The organism is Exiguobacterium sp. s131 (assembly GCF_018617345.1).
GTDB lineage: Bacteria > Bacillota > Bacilli > Exiguobacteriales > Exiguobacteriaceae > Exiguobacterium > Exiguobacterium profundum.
Map to the genome: position 1 here is coordinate 25,258 of NZ_JACSJX010000007.1, position 18,587 is coordinate 43,844.

Here is an 18,587-nt window from a genome sequence, read left to right on the forward strand (position 1 = left end):
TGACCCTTTAGTTGTATCGATTCATCAGCGCCAGCCAATCTGTGTCCACAAAATCAGTGGCTGCGGTTACGGCGTTGTCGAGTGTTTCATTTAATTCCGGCAACTCGTCTTTGCGATAGTTCATCAACACCCAGTCGACGACTTTAATCGGGTGCGGGGGACGACCGATTCCGAGCTTTAATCGTTTGAATTCAGCCGTTCCTAAGTGTTCAATGAGAGATTTGATCCCATTATGACCACCCGCGCTCCCTTTCGGACGGAAACGAAGCTTGCCGGGCACCATATCCAAATCGTCATAAATGACTAATAAATCATCAATCTCAATCTTATAATAATCTAAAATGGGACGGACGGCTTCACCCGACAAGTTCATATACGTAAGTGGTTTGACGAGTACTACGCGTTCACCATTGATTCTTCCCGTTCCCATAAGGGCATTAAACTTCGCTTCATTCAGCGAGATGCCATGCTTTTCGGCGAGACGGTCAATCGCTAAAAACCCGACATTGTGTCGCGTCATCTCAAACTTTTTCCCGGGATTCCCAAGACCGACAATGCATTTCATATCATTTCCTCCTGAACAAAAAAGCCCAAAGGCGAATGCCTCCGGGCCTCGTTTTTTAATCGAATAGGGTACTGACCGACTTATGCTCGTGTACGCGCATAATCGCTTCCCCAAGCAAATGGGCGACCGACATTTGCTTGATCTTGCTCGAGCAAGGGCGACCCGTCAAATCGATGGTATTTAAGACGACCAACTCTTTGATTGATGAATTGTCGATCCGCTCCATCGCTGGTCCAGAAAGAACTGGGTGTGTACAAGACGCATACACTTCTTTCGCACCCGCTTCGACGATAGCATCAGCCGCAAGTGTGATCGTTCCAGCTGTATCAATGATGTCGTCAATCAAAATCGCCGTTTTCCCTTCGACACTGCCGACGATATTCATAACTTCAGCGACGTTCGCTTTCGGACGACGCTTGTCAATGATGGCAATCGGCGCTTTCAAACGTTCTGCCAATTTACGTGCACGTGTCACGCCACCGTGGTCGGGAGAAACGACCACGATATCTTTCGCTTGAAACTCTTCTGTTTCAAAGTAAGTCGAGATGAGCGGTACACCAAGTAATTGGTCAACCGGAATATTGAAGAATCCTTGAATTTGCGCTGCATGCAAATCCATCGTGATGACGCGTGTCGCACCCGCTACTGTAAGAAGGTCAGCGACAAGTTTCGCCGTGATCGGTTCACGCGAGCGTGCTTTACGGTCTTGACGTGCGTACCCATAATACGGCATCACGATGTTGATCGTACGGACAGAAGCACGTTTGAGTGCATCGATCATGACAAGTAATTCCATGAGCGTTTCGTTTACAGGCGAGCTTGTTGATTGGATGACATACACATCATCTCCACGAACACTTTCCTCGATGTTGATATAGAGTTCACCGTCGCTGAAACGTTTGACTTGGCAATCGCTGAGCGGGACACCAATTTCTTTCGCGATTTCTTCAGCAAGCGGGCGGTTCGAGTTTAAGCTAAATAGACGAATTTCTCGTTCGTATACAGTAGACATGTTTAGGATTCTCCTCCGTTGTTTTCCATAATGATTGGCAGCAAGTTATCGTTTTGTGTAGCCTTCTTTATTCGTTTGGCGTTCGCGTGCAATCGCTAGCGCCTCTTCTGGTACATCACTCGTAATCGTCGATCCAGCAGCGACAATCGCGCCTTTCCCGACTTTTACAGGGGCAATCAAGTTGACGTTACAGCCAACGAATGCATCGTCTTCCACGACTGTCTCGAACTTGTTCTTACCGTCATAGTTCACTGTGATCGAGCCACAGCCTAAGTTGACGCGCTCACCGATTGACGCATCCCCGATATAGCTCAAGTGTGACGCTTTCGCACCGTCACCGAACGTCGATTTTTTAATCTCTACAAAGTTGCCGACGCGCGTGTTCGCACCGAGGACAGCTTGTTGACGTAAGTGAGCGAACGGTCCGACTTGAGCCGCCTCACCGATTCGGCTATCAGTCACGACAGACTGGCGTACGACGGCATGGTCTTCAATCACACTGTTGCGGATGTCCGAGTTTGGTCCGATGACACATTCTGAGCCAATCGTCGTCTTGCCAAGAATGACCGTTCCCGGATAAATGACCGTATCCGATCCGATGACCACGTCTGGTGAAATGTACGTCGATGCCGGGTCCATGAAGGTAACCCCTTCACGCATGAGACGCTCATTTGTCCGCTTGCGCATGATGGCTTCTGCTTGCGACAAGGCGACGCGGTCATTGACCCCGATCGTCTCATCAAACGTCGGTGCTGTATGCGCCGCAACCACTTCGCCCGCTTCTTTTGCGATTGAAATGACGTCAGGTAAGTAATATTCGCCCTGTGCATTGTTGTTCCCGACTTGTTTGAGTGCATCGAACAACAATTCGTTATCGAATACGTACGTCCCTGTGTTGATTTCATTGATGGCGAGTTCTGCCTCTGAAGCATCTTTATGTTCCACGACTTTCGTCACATTCCCATCTTCACCACGAACGACTCGACCATATCCGGTCGCATCGTCAGCAATCGCAGTCAACACCGTGACTTTTGCTTGTTGCGCTTCGTGATGCGCGAGAAGGGCTTCTAACGTCTCTGCCGTGAGTAACGGTGTATCTCCACAGACGACAAGCGTCGCCCCTGATTTACCCGCAAGCTCTGCTTCAGCCATCTGAACAGCGTGCCCTGTTCCAAGCTGTTCTTCCTGGACCGCATACTCTACCCGTGTGCCGAGCGTGTCTTGTACCGCTTCCGCCCCATGGCCAACGATTACGATTTGACGACTGACACCGATTTGGTCTAACTGATCGACAACATGCTCGACCATTGGTTTCCCTAGAACTGGATGAAGTACTTTATATAACTTCGACTTCATTCGCGTCCCTTTTCCTGCTGCCAAAATGACTGCAAAACGCTCCATGCTTGATTCGCTCCTATCTCACAACAGCTGTGATTGGTCTGTATAGTTCGGCTTTTCTGCAACTAAATCCTATTTACACCGTTTCTACTATATCGAAACCATGCCTTCGTTTCAATAGTTGTACCGTTCCTTAACCATTGAAACGCAAAAAAACAGCGGTAGGCAACCTAACCGCTGTTTTCTGTCATTCATGTGTACCGTATGACACATGTTGTGGGTCAAGGATTTCCACATCCATATTGGAATAGGTTTCCAATACAGCCGCTTCGACCTTTTGTCGCATCTCCCCGTTAATCGGATGCGCAATATCCCGAAAAATCCCTTCTGGTGTCCGTTTGCTCGGCATGGCGACAAATAGACCGCTACTTCCTTCGATGATTCGAAGATCGTGTACAACGAATTCATGGTCAAGTGTGATTGAGGCCAACGCTTTCATTCTGCCTTCTGTCGCGACTTTGCGAATTTTTACGTCTGTGATCTGCATGTTTCGCATCCCCTTTTTCATCGTTGTCTACGCCATGGTGTGGTCTTCTGTAAGGTTCAGTGGGTTTCAAACGAACGTCATGACTCCATATTGATAACTCTATACCCTCTAATCATAAAACGAAATCAAAATTTTGCCAATCACTTTAAGAATTGTTCCACATTCCCCCGCGAAATGGTGACAAGCCCTTCATCAGGATCGACATTCGTCAATTTCATCAAGCTGACGTATTCACTCACCATCTTTTTCTCGGCCCCTTCGGCCTCCATCAAGACACCGACACCCGCAAGATTGGCTTCAAATTCATTCAAGAGGCTCATCATCCCACGAATCGTCCCGCCGGCCTTCATAAAGTCGTCAATTAGGAGCACATTCGCACCACGTGGCAGACTGCGACGTGCGAGCGCCATCGTACGGATCGCTTTCGATGAACCCGATACATAATTGATACTGACGGTCGAACCTTCTGTTACACGGCTATCCGAACGAACGATGACAAACGGAACACCTAACTGCTCAGCGACCGCATAAGCAAGTGGAATCCCTTTCGTCGCAATCGTCATGACGACATCGACTTTCCGGTCGGCGAAGACGGACGCAAAAACCTGCCCCATCGGTTTCACTTGGCTTGGATTACCTAGTACATCTGTGAGGTAGAGATAGCCTCCTGGTAAGAGACGCTCCGGTTTTGATAGTTGCTCACAGAGCGTATCAATCATCTCCAGCGATTTTTCTTTACTCCATCCTGGGATAAACATGACACCACCGGCTGCACCAGGGACAGTCACCAGTTTTCCAATCCCATCATGGGACAACATTTCACTGACAATAACAAGGTCTTCGCTAATCGACGACTTTGCAGCTTTATAGCGACTTGAAAACATCGACAACGAGACAAGCTGATGCGGATGATCAAGTAAATAACGGGTCATATCGACGAGACGACCACTTCTACGAATTTTCATACGGATTCTCCTTCACATCTTCAATAATAAACGAATGTTCTATTGAAAATATATCACTTTCATTCGTTTTTGTTCAATGTCTTTTGCCGAGAATCCGAACGACGAACACTTCTGGGCAAAATCCTTTCAATCCATTATAGATTCGATGCGCTTTTTGCTCATGTTCGATCAGCGCAAACACGGTCGGTCCGCTTCCACTCATGAGAACACCTTCCGCTCCGCAATGACGCATCGTTTCTTTGATTTGTTTCACTTCCGGGTGAAGCTTAAGTGTCACACTCTCAAGTGAGTTACCAAGGTGTTCACAGATTCCATGGAAATCTTTTTGACGAATCGCCTCCACCATGGCCTCGGTATCAGGGTGATGCACCTCTTCCATACGCACTGCCCGATACACATCTGCCGTCGATACCCCGATTTTCGGTTTACCGAGAACGACATAGCACGGTGGCGGGGCCGGAATCATTTCTAACTGTTCACCACGACCACGGGCGATAGCTGTTCCGCCGATGACACAAAATGAGACGTCCGATCCAATCTCGGCACCGAGCTCTGCTAGCTCCTCTAACGACAAGTTCAATGAAAACAGTTCGTTCATCCCACGGAGCGTTGCCGCCGCATCACTCGAGCCACCTGCAAGGCCAGCTGCCACGGGAATCTGTTTATCGAGCACAATCTCGACCCCTTGCTGAATGTTAAAACGCTCGCGCAACAATTCTGCTGCTCGATACGCCAAATTCCGATGATCATTCGGCACATAGGCGTGTTCTGATTGAATCCGAATCTCATCCGACTCTAAAACTGTCAACTCCAAGCGATCTGCTAAGTCGACTGTCGTCATTACCATTTCTACTTCATGATAGCCGTCCGGACGCTTTCCGAGGACATCAAGTGTCAAATTAATTTTTGCCGGCGCTTTCACACTGATCGTGCGCATCACGTTCACCCTTCCCATTTGTCTCCTGTTCGCCATTGTACCGTAAACGGGCGCACAAAAAAAGGAGCAGCTGCCAATGCATCCGCCCCTCATTTATAAATCAATTGCCGAATTCAATTTTAACTGTATCCGTTAGGACATCAGCGTAGCTATACGAGACACGTTCCACATTATGCAGGTCTTCATCCAATTTCACAACGAACACCGCGGGATATGTCTCAACGAGCGTTCCAAACCGAGTAACAACTTTCTTACGACCGCCGTTTGCTTTCAACGTCAATCGTTCACCAACATGCGATTCGAGTTTTTGTCTGATTTCTTGTAACGTCTTTGGCATACGCTTCACCTCACTGTTACAAGTATAGCATAATTGAATATGAAAATAAAGATTAATATTATAACGACTCGTTTTCAGGTCGTCAACTATTTTTAAGTGGTAAAATTGTGTCAGACAAACGTGCGAATTCTTCTAGGCTTAACGTCTCTCCACGACGTTTCGGATCGATTCCAGCCTCGTGAAGCGAACGTTCGAGTTCGACTTTATGTTCTTTCCCGATATAGTTTGTCAAATTGTTCAGGATGGTTTTACGGCGCTGAGCGAAGCTTGCTCGGGCCACATCAAAGAAAAATGCTTCGTCTTTCACTTGTACGGCCGGTTCTTTGCGCATCCGTAGTGTAATGACGGCCGAATCGACGTTCGGCGCTGGGATGAACACGTTTTTCGGCACGATGAAACTGACTTCTGCTTCCGCATAATACTGAATCGCAATCGATAGCGAACCGTATGCTTTCGTGCCTGGTTTTGCTCCAATCCGTTCTGCCACTTCTTTTTGAATCATCATGACGAGCGAGCGGAACTTAACGCCGCTCTCAAACAAACGCATGATGATTGGTGTCGTGACGTAGTAAGGTAAGTTGGCGACAACCGAAATATCTTCAATACCTTCGTTTAAAAATTCTTGCTCTACGATCTCCCGTAAGTTCAGTTCCAATGCATCTCCATGGATGACTTTCACATGCGGATAAGGCGACATCGTATCATCTAAAATCGGCAAAAGACGTTGGTCGATTTCAAGCGCAACGACTTTTTTGGCACGCTTGGCCGATTGTTCGGTCAATGAGCCGATTCCGGGACCGATTTCAAGGACACCGCTCGCTTCACTCAGTTCTGCTGCTCCGACAATCTTACTCAAGATGTTCAAATCGATTAAAAAGTTTTGACCGAGCGATTTTTTGAATGAAAACCCATGTCGCTCTAAAATCGCTTTCGTCCGTTGGATTGTTGCAATGTCTTTCAACCCTGTTCCTCCTCTAATTGAGCAAGTGCCTGCTCCCACTCTTCGATCGTGACGCCGAGCGCCTCGACCCGTTTTACAAATTGTTTGGCATTCGGCTCACCGATTCGAAGCAACACCCCGAGTCGCTTCCGACGCGTCGCGGCCGCTGCCCCACCGATTAAATCCGCCTCCAATACCATTTTCCGTGTGACAATCGGTTGGTCCGTTTCGACACGCGGTTCAAACACTGCCCCTAAGACACGGCGAAGTGACTCTGGACTCGCATGTTCCACACCGATTTTCCCACGTTTGTCCTTCGCCTCGGCACGAGGCAAGTGTGCGTGCTTACATCCTTTGACGCGTTCCTCGACAATCGCCCGAATACGATCTCCTGGATAATCTGGGTCCGTCAAAATGATAACCCCGCGCTTCTCCTGAGCACGACGGATTCGTTCAATCGTCTGATCGGATACGGCAGACCCGTTCGTTTCAATCGTATCGACGTCGAACACTTCTTGAAGTCGCGCCGTGTCGTCACGCCCTTCTACGACGATAATTTCTTGTATTTTCTCACGCATTGTCTGATCCTTCTTTCTCTTCTTCCTGCTTTGGAATCACCCAGATGGTGAGTGGTTTACGACCAAACGTCACGGCCTCTTCCTTTTCATCCATCATGATATCGATTTTTTGCCCTTTGATTGCACTTCCTGTATCCAAGGCAATCGCCATACCGATCCCCTCGACATATACACGGGTCCCGAGTGGAATGATGGCAGGGTCGACGGCGATGATGCGCATGCCTTCATACAAAATCGTGTCGGTTACATCATATCCGCTTCTTGTCAGCACGCGTCCGTCGTATGTTACCGTGTCTTCCGGATTGTTCGTATAAGCGGTCGCTTCCACAAGCAATTGTTTCGCAGATGAAAAATCGAGTACGTCATCTGTTTTCGGCGGTTCGGCAATCTCGACTTCAGCTTCCGGAATGAATGGGCTCGATTCATCCGCGGTCGTTGACTCAGGCTCGGTTATCGGTTCTGCGACTTTCTTCGTTCCCACTTTGATAATCTGCGGTATCGTTTTACGCAATGTCTCGACATCTGTTTTCGTACGATTTGTAATTGTACCATTTTCCACAGTAAGTGCATACCTTGTCCGTTCAAGTCCAGGAACCCCGACCTGCACCATTTGCATCACACCTTCTTCGAGCGTATCATCCTCTTCCTCGACCACTTCAAACGGGATCAACTCACTCTCATATTGAACGACATCACGATTCGTATTGACCGTAATCGTCAATCCTTCTCGTATCGGCGTGGAAGGGGCCGGCATGACCGTATCACTTTCCGTCACATCGATGTTCTCTTGCATTAAGAGTTGCTCCACATCCGTAGCCATTGTATAAATCGTCAACGCCTCTTGACCGACAATGAGATTCACGGCCACGACCGGTTGATATCGAATCGTCATCCCATTCGTCACCGGTGTACGGACTGATGGATACACCGTATCTCCGTCTCGTACCGTGACTCCGTATCGCAGTAAGACATCCTCTACAGTCCGCTCGCGTGTCTGCACCGTCTCCGTTTGACCGTAGCCAATCTGAAGTGAGACCTCGTGTGAACGCTCAATCCGGATTAGACGGTCGTCTGGTACATCTTCACTGAGCGCCGGTGTGACATAATCTGATTCATCTAGTGTGATATTTAACTCTTCGAGCACCTCGAGAACCGAGTCGGCTCGTGTCTCATGCTCGATCACCACACCGTCATCGACGATTCGAATCGATTCAGGTTGTAACATCACGTACGCCACAGAAGCCGTCGCAATAATACCGATACTCGCTAATACACGCTTGATCATGGGAGTCGGAACAACTTCTTCGCGTTGACTGTCGTAGCAGCAGCGAGTTCATCGTAAGGCATATTGCGAAGAGTGGCGATTTCTTCGGCTACATATTTGACGTACGCTGGTTCATTTCGTTTTCCACGGAACGGTGTTGGGGTCAAGTACGGGCAGTCCGTCTCGACAAGCAGACGATCCAGTGGCACTTCTTGCGCCACCGCCTTCGGAACTTTCGCATTTTTGAACGTGACCGGTCCTCCTAACGAAATATAGAAGTTCAAGTCTAGGCACCGAGGCAAAAGTTCGACGGACATGCTGTAACTATGGAACACACCGCCGACTTCTTCAGCATGCTCTTCTTCTAAAATATCAAGGACATCTGCCGTTGCTTCTCGGTTATGAATGACAATTGGCATATTCGTTCGCTTGGCAATGGCGATCTGTTGACGGAAGAGGCGCTGTTGCACGTCTTTCGGTGATTTGTCCCAATGATAATCGAGACCGATTTCACCGAGTGCCATGACTTTCGGATGACTCATGAGTGTTTCGATTCGTGCTAAATCCGCATCCGTACAGTCAATCGCATCGACAGGATGCCATCCGACAATGGCATAAATATCTTCATGCGTTTCTGCCAGTTCAATGGCTCGATCGATGGTCGGTGTATCAAATCCAACGACGAGTAGCGGAGAAACGCCCGCTTCTCTCGCTCGCTCAATCGTCTCCTCTACGTCTTCACTGAACTGTTCCGCATTGATGTGCGTATGTGTATCAATTAACATCTTGTTTCCTCCTTAGAAAAAGAGAGGGAGACCGCGGTCTCCCCCATTCCATTATTTGACGATGGCACCGTTCGGCATCTGGTCTGAGACCGTCGCGAGCTCTAGTTTCCCGTCACGATCTGCCGCTAGAATCATCCCTTGCGAGAGTTCTCCACGGAGCTTGACTGGTTTCAAGTTTGCGACAACGATGACTTTCTTGCCAACCAAATCTTCAGGGGCATACCATTCAGCGATACCAGACACGATTTGACGCGTCTCTTTCCCAAGGTCGACTTGAAGTTTCAACAGTTTCTTCGCTTTTTTAATCTTATCGGCTTCGACGATTTGACCGACACGGAATTCGACTTGGTCGAAGACATCAATCGTGATTTCAGGACGAATGTCTTCGTCAGCTTCTTCTACTGATGCCGTCTCCGTCTCTTCAATCCGTGCTTTAGACGCCTGACGCATCATTTCTTGGATTGCATCGACTTCTTCTTTCACATCACGACGTGGGAAAATCGGTGTCCCGTCCGTCACAACTGCGTCACTAAAGTCTGCGAATGTATCCAACGCCTCCCATGACATGTCCTCTCCCTCGAGTCCGAGCTGACGGAACATCTCTTTTGGAGCGCGCGTCATGAATGGTTGAATCATGATGGCAACATGACGAAGTACGCCCGCAAGATGTGTCATGACAGAAGCCAGCTCCTCGCGCTTCGACTCCTCTTTCACGAGAACCCATGGTTGTGTCTCATCGATATATTTATTCGCACGGCTGACGAGTTGCCAAATGTTTGTGAGTGCGACCGAAAACTCCATGTGCTCCATGGCTTCTTCTGTTTTGCGTGTCGTCTCTTTCACCACGTTCAACAATTCTGCATCAAATGCCGTGACATTTCCGTTATATGCCGGAATATTTCCGTCGAAGTACTTTTTAATCATCGCAATGGTGCGATTCAATAAGTTTCCGAGGTCGTTCGCTAAATCAAAGTTCAAGCGGTCAACGAACGCTTCCGGCGTGAACGTGCCATCCGCTCCGAATGGAACTTCACGGAGAAGGTAATAGCGGACCGAATCGAGGCCGTAACGATCAATCAATGGGATCGGGTCCACGACGTTCCCTTTCGATTTCGACATCTTCCCATCCTTCATGAGCAACCATCCGTGCGCAAATACTTGCTTCGGTAATGGAAGATCAAGCGCCATTAAGAGGGCTGGCCAAATGATCGTATGGAAACGTACGATTTCTTTCCCTACCAAATGAACGTCTGCTGGCCAGTAACGGTTGAAGAGTTCATCGTTGTCTGTGCCGTATCCGAGTGATGAGATATAGTTTGTGAGCGCATCGACCCATACGTAAACGACGTGCTTCGGGTTCGATGGAACTTGTACGCCCCAGTCAAATGTCGTACGTGATACAGCCAAATCTTGAAGACCTGGCTTTAAGAAGTTATTGATCATCTCAGTTTTACGAGATTCTGGCAAAATAAAATCAGGATGTGACTCAAAATATTCAATCAAGCGGTCCGCGTATTTACTGAGGCGGAAGAAGTAGCACTCCTCACGAACGAGTTCGACCGGATGTCCACTGTCAGGACTTTTTCCATCGACGAGCTGCGATTCAGTGTAGTATGTCTCATCCGGTACGGAATACCATCCTTCGTACTCACCGAGGTAGATGTCCCCATTTTTAAGTAATGTCTCGAAAACATGCTCGACCACTTTCTTATGACGGTCCTCTGTCGTACGGATGTAGTCATCGTACGAGATTTCAAGACGGTCCCATAAGACCTTGATCTCTTCCACGACTTCATCCACGAAAGCTTGTGGTGTCACGCCTGCTTCTTTCGCTTTTTCTTGAATCTTTTGACCGTGCTCATCCGTTCCTGTCAAATAACGGACATCAAAACCTTTTAAGCGTTTGTAGCGCGCAATCGCATCACCTGCTACCGTGGTATATGCGTGACCGATGTGCAGTTTTGCACTCGGATAATAAATTGGGGTTGTAATATAAAAAGTCGGCTTCGCCATGATTTATTCTCCATCCTTTCGACATATGCAATTTCCATTATACACGGTTCGACAAAAGAATTTCCAAACCTAATTTTTTGGAATTTTTTTGCGTTTTCTTCGTCATAAATGTTCCAAAAATACCCTTTCTTTGTTTCAAGTTCAAACTTACGGGGAAATTTAGGTATATATCGTTCTTGATTCGACAAATTTCGAAAATTTACTTTTCCAGATAGTAAGCAGTTGACTACAATTGGAAAGTTTAGTATGCTTTTTGCTGTAGTCACATTGTCGAATTTTGACGATTCATGTCACCACGAGATTTCGACATCATTGGAGGAGGAAACACAAAATGAAATCTACAGGTATTGTACGTAAGGTTGATGAGCTTGGTCGTGTCGTTATTCCAATCGAATTGCGTCGTACACTCGGTATCGCAGAGAAAGATGCTCTCGAGATTTACGTCGACAACGATCAAATCGTTTTGAAAAAATATAAGCCAAACATGACTTGCCAAGTTACAGGCGAAGTATCAGATGATAACTTCAAATTGGCAGACGGCAAACTCATCTTGTCACCAGAAGGTGCACAACGTGTTCTCGTTGAGTTGAAGAACATGCTCGAAAATTACTACAGCGAAGAGTAAGCAAGGATTTCCTTGCTTACTCTTTTTTATGCAATTGATGATACGTATCGTATACATCATTCCGAGACTCGCCGCGGTCTTTCGCAGTCTGTTTGATTGCCGCGTTTGGTTTCAGCCCTTCTTCGATATAGTGAACCACGTGCTCGTATGCAGATAGTGTTTCCCACCATATTGTCGTAGGTGCCGCCTCTGTCGCTCCACTCACCAAAACGACAAACTCACCACGAACTTCACCCTCACACCATGTCAACGCCTCATCCACAGTTCCTCTCAAAAACTCTTCAAACGTTTTTGTCAGTTCACGACCTAATACGATTTGTCGATTCCCGAACACTTGTCGAATCGCTGTCAACATCTCTTTCAAACGATGAGGAGCCTCATAAAAAATGACGGTGCCAGGTTCGTATTGAATCGATTCGAGAACCTCAACCCGATCCTTCTTCTTACGCGGCAAGAAACCGTAATAGAGAAAACGTTCAGTTGCAAGACCCGATGCGACGAGTGCCGTGAGTGCTGCATTCGCACCGGGTAAGACGACAACCGGGATGTTTGCCTCAATGGCTAATCGCACGAGATCGCTTCCCGGGTCTGAAATTCCAGGCATACCTGCATCTGAGACAACGGCAATCGATTTCCCGGACAACAGATCGTCAATCAGTCTTGGACCACTCACTTCTTTATTGTGTTCATGATAGCTAATCAATTTTGTCGCAATGTCAAAGTGTCGGCAAAGCTTCATCGTTTGTCGTGTGTCTTCCGCTGCGATTAAGTCTACTTCCTGAAGGGTCCGTACCGCGCGATACGTCATATCCTCCAAGTTCCCAATTGGGGTCGGCACGACATACAACGTCGGTTGTTCAGTTTGATAGCTCTTCTGTGAATTCATTGGTCGTCCCCTCCATCAACTTCTCTTTTTGTGCTCGGGTCAATTGTTTGATGGACCATTCGTATCGCATGGCCTCCCGCTTCGTCTCAAACGATTGTACGTACCGAAGTCGTACAGGGAGACGAGCTTTCGTATATTTCGCACCTTTCCCGGCATTATGTGCAAGGAGTCGCTTTTCCACGTCTGTCGTATAGCCCGTGTAGTACGTTCCATCACCGCATTCCAAGATGTACGTATAATGTTTAGGCATCGAGAATAGCTCGCATCGCTTCTGTATACGTATCGTCTTCTTCATAGACAACAAATGGCGGTAAAATTTTAAGACCTGCTTTTCCATCTTTCGATCCCTCGATTAATAAGGTATTCGCCTCGCGTCCCGCTTTCGGGTAAACGAGTTGCATTCGTTTTGGTTCAATTCGATACGCACGCATCAACGTCAGGATATCAAGTAAACGTTCTGGCCGATGCACGAACGCCACTTTCCCTCCCGGTTTGACGAGTTGACTGGCCGTCCTGATGCAATCTTCCAGCGTGCACAGCACTTCGTGGCGCGCAATCGTATGATGCTCATTTTGATTTCGGAGTGACGTCTCGTTCGCTAAAAAGTAGGGCGGGTTACATGTGACTACGTCATATCGTGCATGCCCGAGCTGCGCCGCTGCCGTTTTCACATCGCCCTCCACCACTCGAATTCGCTCTTCAAGACGATTGACCGCCATGCTTCGATTCGCCATGTCGACCAGTTTCGATTGAATCTCCACACCTGTTATCGTTCCTTTTGTACGATATGACAAAAAGAGCGGGATTGCTCCGGTGCCAGTACACAAATCGACCAGTTGTCCTTTTTGGATAGGCACCCATACAAACTCTGCAAGCAGTACCGCATCTAATGAAAATGAGAACACATCATCACTTTGAATGATTTTACCTGGACGTCCGAGCAAATCATCAAGGCGTTCTCCATCCTTAACCGTTACCATCGTTTCCTCCTTCTATAAAAGAAAGGCGACGGATAGGGAACCCCTATCTATCGCCCCGTATTAATGTTTATTGAGCATCGACAAACAGAAGAGACAGTCCCCATCTTTTCGTACCTGTCCGTAATGGAGGTTACAAATGTGGAATCCTTCTTGATACAGCGCAGCCAAATTGTTCTGCCCTTTCCCAGACAATGCGATTTGTGAATCACCATTTGTCGTATCAACTTCTGCCAATTGTTCGACTTTTTCGCGTAAGTGATGATTCTCTAGATACATATGCTGGTTCTCTTCAAGCAAATAAGCGAGCTGCTCTTTTAACACGCCTAAATGTTCGGTGAGGAGCTGCATCTGTTGCTCGATCGCATCCACCCGCATCATTACTTCTTTTTTGTCCATTCTTTCCACTGCTCAGCACCCCATCACTGTTTTGACGGTTTTCGTTTAATCGCACCCACTTCAACGAGTTCATCAATCGTATACGTGACGACACGCGTCCGATCGTGGAGCTCAACTTGAATGAGTTGGTCCAAAATGTTAAGACCGATTACCCGACCATCACCTTCTGGAATTTTGATTCGCTTGCCGACGTCTGGTAAATCACGTTTCAGTTCTTCATATGTGTCATTCTCATATTTCAAACAGCACATCAGACGACCACATACTCCAGAGATCTTATTCGGATTCAACGAGAGATTCTGGTCTTTGGCCATTTTAATCGAGACCGGTTCGAATTCCCCAAGAAATGACGAGCAGCAAAGAACCCGACCACATGGCCCAATCCCGCTAAGGAGTTTCGCTTCATCACGAACACCGATTTGTCGGAGCTCGATTCGTGTCCGAAACACACTAGCTAAGTCTTTTACCAATTCTCGAAAGTCGACGCGACCCTCGGCAGTAAAATAAAAGATCACTTTATTGCGATCAAATGTATACTCAACATCAACTAGCTTCATTTCTAATTGATGTTCTCGAATTTTTTCTTCACAGACGGCGTGAGCATCAACGGCTGCCAGTCGATTATCGCGTACGATATCCGCATCCTTTTGGTCCGCGACACGAAGGATTGTCTTCAACGGCAGGACGACTTCGTCTTCGCCGAGCTGCTTGTTGACTTGGACGATTTCCCCATACTCAATGCCACGTACCGTTTCAACGATGACATGGTCCCCACGTTTAAGCGTTGCATCGCCTGGTGAAAAGTAATAGATTTTTCCCGCTTCTTTAAAACGGACTCCAACTACTTCAAGCACGCGCTTCTATCCTTTCTGCAAATCGAACGAAAGTCGTTCGAACGTTAATTGAGGATTGACGTTTGCCTCAAGTCGCCAAATGGCCGCATGTACACTTTCAATCGCATGTGTAAGCTTCGTGACAGATCGATTTTGGATAAATGCGTTGTACAAGGCGGCCTCATTCTTAAATAGCTTCGGAGCATACATATCTCGCACTTTTAAATGAAGTGCCTCCTCTAGCCAATGTTCGAATAATTCAAGACCTACTCGCAACTCATTCCGTCCTTTGAAATGCCCTAACCATTTTTCTTGTGCGAACAAGAGCAACTCTTGAGGTCGTTTCGTCAATACTTCAATTAATTGTACCACTAGCCCATACGCCTGTACAAACCACTCCTGCTCAAGCGCTTCTTTCGCGTCATCCCATTTCGGATAAACGGTCAAGGCAAGGTATGCCAAATCATACGTACAGGACAGTTCTTCTGACATCGTTTGCGCCAATTGGGCTCGGTCGATTGGACGAAAAGCAAGTTGTTGCGCGCGCGAACGAATCGTCGGAAGAAGCAACTGTGGTTGTGTCGTCACTAAAATAGCAAGCTTTCCTACTCCCGGTTCTTCAAAGAATTTCAGTAGACTGTTTGCCGCTTGAGTCGTCATCTTGTGCGCTTGATGAATGACGTACACTTGGCGATCACCTTCAGCACCTCGTAGTGATAAATCACTGAGCAATTGCTGAATCTGTTCTTTTTTTATACTCGCACCGTCCGGCTCCACTTCGATGTAGTCGACAATGTTTTTAGAATCCATACGCCGACAGTTTCGACACACTCCACAAGGCTCTGCACCATCTGGTGATTCACAAAATAAGGCTTTGGCGAACAATGTGGCTGTATCAATCAAATAAGGCTCATAATCTCCTGAGAAGATATACGCATGCCCCACTTTATTCGAAACGATTGAATTTTGAATGATGCGAGAAACGACAGTTTGCGACTCGCTCAATTCTTGAAAACGCATATGCCCAACTCCCATTAAAACTGATGGAATCCTTCGATCGGCAAGACGAATACCGTCGCCCCTCCGACTTGTACTTCGACTGGGTAAGGAATATACGAATCCGCATGTCCTCCCATCGGTGAAATCGGCGTGATCATTTGGTCGCGGCTCGAGCAGTTCGATTGAATCACGTCCATCAAATCATCAAGACGCTCTTGTGGAATCCCCATCATAAACGTTGTATTACCTTCTTTTAAAAATCCACCAGTCGTGGCTAACTTTGTTGCGCGAAAATCTTGCTCGACGAGTGCGTCGGACAAACGTGCGCTATCCTTATCATGTACGATTGCAATTACCATTTTCATCATATTTGTACGCCTCCTTGTTGTAGTCGTTCAATTGTATAATCAAGTACCTCATCTTGAATGCATTCAATCGATTGATCAGCATCAATCCGAACGATTCGTTCTGGATACTGTTTTAGTAACGTTTGGAATCCTGCATAGACACGCTCATGGAATGCTTGATCACGACTCTCAATTCGATCAAGCTGTCCCCGATCTTTCATACGTGCACTTGCCCGTTCCGGGTTTAAATCAAATAAAAAGGTTAGATCGGGTGTGAGACCATTCGTTGCCCATTCATTTAATGAGCGAATCTGATCAAGGTCATACTGCAATCCATATCCTTGATAAGCAATGGATGCATCGATGAACCGGTCGCAGAGGACAATCGCGCCCCGCTCTAACGCTGGACGAATCACTTGTTCCACGTTCTGTGCCCGTGACGCGGCATAGAGCATCATCTCCACGCGTGGGGTCATCTCATGATGATCCGGCGATAATAACACTTCGCGAATCTGATTCCCGACCGTTGTTCCTCCGGGTTCTCGGGTCACGACAATGTCATATCCTTTTTGCTTTAAGTTTTCTACTAATAATTGAAGCTGTGTGGATTTTCCTGATCCATCAGGTCCTTCAACCGTTATAAACATTCCGTTCACGTTTTAAAACTCCTCTACAATAACGTCAATTTGCTCTATCATAACATGCTTACTAGCTTGAAGCTTCCTCCCTAAAGAAATCCATTCCCGGAGCACACGGATTTTTTCTTCTGTAATACGCTCTCCTTTTAGAATCCATGGAATACCTGGTGGGTATGGAATCACCGTCTCTGCTGAAATCAATCCAATTGCTTGGTCGAAAAGAACTCGCTGCATTGGAAGAGCTGTTACAGACGTATATAGTTCAGACACGCGCTCGGTTTGTGGAAATGGGAAAATCGTTTCATCGTCTTCAATGATCGGCACATGGGTAGATGCTTTTTTTATTAATTTGATCCAATGCTCGATTTCCTGTTTCTCTATTTCCCTTAATGGCAAGCAGAATAACACATGATCGACTGCCGCCAACTCGATGTCTATGCCGATTGAGGCGAGATGCTGACTAAAGATCAATCCATTCTTTGGATAAGTCAGAATCGTCACCTTCGTAAAGTCATCTCCGACTTTTACAACAAAACCAGCTCGTTTTAATTCAAGAACAAATTGTGCATGGCTTTTTTGGATAGCAGACCATTCCTCATCCGTTAAACGTTCTAGATAAGAACGAGCATAATCCAATGAAGCCATGATGAGATAAGACGGACTCGAGGTCTGGAAAGAGGCTAATGCATGCTTCAAACGCGCTTCATCGATATTATCTTTATAGTGAACCCAAGCCCCCATGGTTAAAGCAGGCAACGTTTTATGCGCGGACTGTACGACTGCGCTCGCTCCTTCGAAGATTGCAGAGCGACGTGGCAACTGTGGATGAATTAAATGAGCGCCGTGTGCTTCATCGACAAGCAATGGAATGTCTAATAGTGTCAAATAGTCTGAAATCGTTCGAATGTCTGCCATATCCCCGTAATAGGTTGGAGACGTCAACATGACGGCTCTCCCCCCAGGAAATTCTTGAATGGCCTGTTTAATCGTATCTAATGTTACGACCGTCGGGATACCTGTGCCGCGTTCAATGGTAGGCGTTAGTAATACTGGCTTTAATCCTAACCACTCGATCGCGTTCCAAATCGATTTATGTGAGTTCCGTTGAACATATACCCGTTCACCACGTTTCACTGTTGCCGCGAGCATACTCCAATTTCCCACAGTCGATCCGTTGACAAGCCATTTACTTTTACTCTCATACAACTTACCCAATGCACATTCTGCTTGCTCAATGATTCCCGAGGCATCGTGCAAATCGTCTAAATGTGCTAGCTCAGTCAAATCGTAAGGCATGACTTTTGCGAATGCATCAGGTAAGCGATCATCAACCACTGTACCATTATGATGACCTGGTACGTGGAAAGAGACGCGGTGTTCACGAACATGCTGTTCCAGAACCTCTAAAAATGTAAACGGATTTTCCCGAGCAGGAGCCATCTGTTATTCCTCCTAAACTATAAAAAATATGAAAAAAGACGATCAAGCATATGCTTGATCGTCTTCTGCGTTGGCCTGGCAACGTCCTATCCTCACAGGGGGAGATCCCCCAACTACTTTCGGCGCTGAGACGCTTAACTTCCGTGTTCGGCATGGGAACGG

Annotated in this window: 22 protein-coding genes and 1 rRNA gene; 1 reads left to right on the forward strand and 22 read right to left on the reverse strand. The window is 47.1% G+C overall.

The features are described 5' to 3' along the window. Positions 1-7: 7 nt before the first annotated feature. From pth to metG, 12 genes are all read right to left on the reverse strand, one after another. Complete coding sequence (pth, locus tag KNO69_RS14860) at positions 8-565, reverse strand: aminoacyl-tRNA hydrolase (protein ID WP_214818939.1); 558 nt, start codon at positions 563-565, stop codon at positions 8-10. Positions 566-620: 55 nt separating this feature from the next. Further along, the gene (locus KNO69_RS14865; protein WP_012727731.1) at positions 621-1,577 is read right to left on the reverse strand and encodes a ribose-phosphate diphosphokinase; all 957 of its coding nucleotides are present in this window, start codon (positions 1,575-1,577) and stop codon (positions 621-623) included. Positions 1,578-1,622: 45 nt separating this feature from the next. Then, positions 1,623-2,978 carry a bifunctional UDP-N-acetylglucosamine diphosphorylase/glucosamine-1-phosphate N-acetyltransferase GlmU gene (gene glmU / locus KNO69_RS14870; protein WP_012727732.1) on the reverse strand — a complete coding sequence of 452 codons (1,356 nt, stop codon included), beginning with the start codon at positions 2,976-2,978 and terminating at the stop codon, positions 1,623-1,625. Between the two features lie 184 nt (positions 2,979-3,162). Then, positions 3,163-3,462 (reverse strand): septation regulator SpoVG, encoded by a 300-nt coding sequence (gene spoVG / locus KNO69_RS14875; protein ID WP_012727733.1) that lies wholly within the window; start codon positions 3,460-3,462, stop codon positions 3,163-3,165. Between the two features lie 140 nt (positions 3,463-3,602). Further along, on the reverse strand, positions 3,603-4,427 hold the full coding sequence (gene purR / locus KNO69_RS14880) for a pur operon repressor (RefSeq protein ID WP_012727734.1): 825 nt from the start codon (positions 4,425-4,427) through the stop codon (positions 3,603-3,605). A 73-nt stretch (positions 4,428-4,500) separates the two neighbouring features. Further along, on the reverse strand, positions 4,501-5,364 hold the full coding sequence (gene ispE, locus KNO69_RS14885; protein ID WP_196430277.1) for a 4-(cytidine 5'-diphospho)-2-C-methyl-D-erythritol kinase: 864 nt from the start codon (positions 5,362-5,364) through the stop codon (positions 4,501-4,503). 100 nt (positions 5,365-5,464) lie between these two features. Continuing rightward, the gene (locus KNO69_RS14890; protein WP_012727736.1) at positions 5,465-5,701 is read right to left on the reverse strand and encodes a Veg family protein; all 237 of its coding nucleotides are present in this window, start codon (positions 5,699-5,701) and stop codon (positions 5,465-5,467) included. Between the two features lie 82 nt (positions 5,702-5,783). Continuing rightward, positions 5,784-6,662 carry a 16S rRNA (adenine(1518)-N(6)/adenine(1519)-N(6))-dimethyltransferase RsmA gene (gene rsmA / locus KNO69_RS14895; protein ID WP_214818941.1) on the reverse strand — a complete coding sequence of 293 codons (879 nt, stop codon included), beginning with the start codon at positions 6,660-6,662 and terminating at the stop codon, positions 5,784-5,786. Next, positions 6,659-7,219 carry a ribonuclease M5 gene (gene rnmV / locus KNO69_RS14900; protein WP_074035294.1) on the reverse strand — a complete coding sequence of 187 codons (561 nt, stop codon included), beginning with the start codon at positions 7,217-7,219 and terminating at the stop codon, positions 6,659-6,661. Before rnmV ends, rsmA begins: the two co-directional genes overlap by 4 nt. Continuing rightward, the gene (locus KNO69_RS14905; RefSeq protein ID WP_214818943.1) at positions 7,212-8,504 is read right to left on the reverse strand and encodes a 3D domain-containing protein; all 1,293 of its coding nucleotides are present in this window, start codon (positions 8,502-8,504) and stop codon (positions 7,212-7,214) included. The genes rnmV and KNO69_RS14905 overlap by 8 nt, the downstream gene beginning before the upstream one ends. Continuing rightward, positions 8,501-9,268 carry a TatD family hydrolase gene (locus tag KNO69_RS14910; protein ID WP_214818945.1) on the reverse strand — a complete coding sequence of 256 codons (768 nt, stop codon included), beginning with the start codon at positions 9,266-9,268 and terminating at the stop codon, positions 8,501-8,503. The genes KNO69_RS14905 and KNO69_RS14910 overlap by 4 nt, the downstream gene beginning before the upstream one ends. 51 nt (positions 9,269-9,319) lie before the next feature. Next, positions 9,320-11,281, reverse strand: a complete 1,962-nt coding sequence (metG, locus tag KNO69_RS14915; RefSeq protein WP_012727741.1) for a methionine--tRNA ligase — start codon at positions 11,279-11,281, stop codon at positions 9,320-9,322. A gap of 331 nt (positions 11,282-11,612) precedes the next feature. Between metG and KNO69_RS14920 the strand changes: the two genes are divergently transcribed. Beyond that, the gene (locus tag KNO69_RS14920) at positions 11,613-11,906 is read left to right on the forward strand and encodes a transition state genes transcriptional regulator AbrB (protein WP_012727742.1); all 294 of its coding nucleotides are present in this window, start codon (positions 11,613-11,615) and stop codon (positions 11,904-11,906) included. Positions 11,907-11,922: 16 nt separating this feature from the next. On the opposite strand, the gene rsmI is transcribed toward KNO69_RS14920, so the two are convergent. From rsmI to rrf, 10 genes are all read right to left on the reverse strand, one after another. Further along, the gene (gene rsmI / locus KNO69_RS14925) at positions 11,923-12,792 is read right to left on the reverse strand and encodes a 16S rRNA (cytidine(1402)-2'-O)-methyltransferase (protein WP_214818947.1); all 870 of its coding nucleotides are present in this window, start codon (positions 12,790-12,792) and stop codon (positions 11,923-11,925) included. After that, positions 12,764-13,042 carry a GIY-YIG nuclease family protein gene (locus tag KNO69_RS14930; RefSeq protein ID WP_012727744.1) on the reverse strand — a complete coding sequence of 93 codons (279 nt, stop codon included), beginning with the start codon at positions 13,040-13,042 and terminating at the stop codon, positions 12,764-12,766. The genes rsmI and KNO69_RS14930 overlap by 29 nt, the downstream gene beginning before the upstream one ends. Beyond that, positions 13,035-13,772: a tRNA1(Val) (adenine(37)-N6)-methyltransferase gene (locus KNO69_RS14935; RefSeq protein WP_214818949.1), complete on the reverse strand. Its 738-nt coding sequence runs from the start codon at positions 13,770-13,772 to the stop codon at positions 13,035-13,037. The genes KNO69_RS14930 and KNO69_RS14935 overlap by 8 nt, the downstream gene beginning before the upstream one ends. Positions 13,773-13,832: 60 nt before the next feature. Beyond that, complete coding sequence (yabA, locus tag KNO69_RS14940; protein WP_012727746.1) at positions 13,833-14,168, reverse strand: DNA replication initiation control protein YabA; 336 nt, start codon at positions 14,166-14,168, stop codon at positions 13,833-13,835. Positions 14,169-14,191: 23 nt separating this feature from the next. Beyond that, positions 14,192-15,022 carry a PSP1 domain-containing protein gene (locus KNO69_RS14945; protein WP_074035285.1) on the reverse strand — a complete coding sequence of 277 codons (831 nt, stop codon included), beginning with the start codon at positions 15,020-15,022 and terminating at the stop codon, positions 14,192-14,194. A 6-nt stretch (positions 15,023-15,028) separates the two neighbouring features. Next, positions 15,029-16,021 carry a DNA polymerase III subunit delta' gene (locus KNO69_RS14950; RefSeq protein WP_078145937.1) on the reverse strand — a complete coding sequence of 331 codons (993 nt, stop codon included), beginning with the start codon at positions 16,019-16,021 and terminating at the stop codon, positions 15,029-15,031. Positions 16,022-16,035: 14 nt separating this feature from the next. Further along, positions 16,036-16,365 carry a cyclic-di-AMP receptor gene (locus KNO69_RS14955; protein ID WP_031421800.1) on the reverse strand — a complete coding sequence of 110 codons (330 nt, stop codon included), beginning with the start codon at positions 16,363-16,365 and terminating at the stop codon, positions 16,036-16,038. Beyond that, on the reverse strand, positions 16,365-17,003 hold the full coding sequence (gene tmk, locus KNO69_RS14960) for a dTMP kinase (RefSeq protein ID WP_159563180.1): 639 nt from the start codon (positions 17,001-17,003) through the stop codon (positions 16,365-16,367). Before tmk ends, KNO69_RS14955 begins: the two co-directional genes overlap by 1 nt. A 3-nt stretch (positions 17,004-17,006) precedes the next feature. Next, complete coding sequence (locus KNO69_RS14965) at positions 17,007-18,425, reverse strand: aminotransferase class I/II-fold pyridoxal phosphate-dependent enzyme (protein WP_214818950.1); 1,419 nt, start codon at positions 18,423-18,425, stop codon at positions 17,007-17,009. Positions 18,426-18,498: 73 nt separating this feature from the next. After that, positions 18,499-18,587 (reverse strand): 5S ribosomal RNA (rrf, locus tag KNO69_RS14970); the annotation flags it as partial.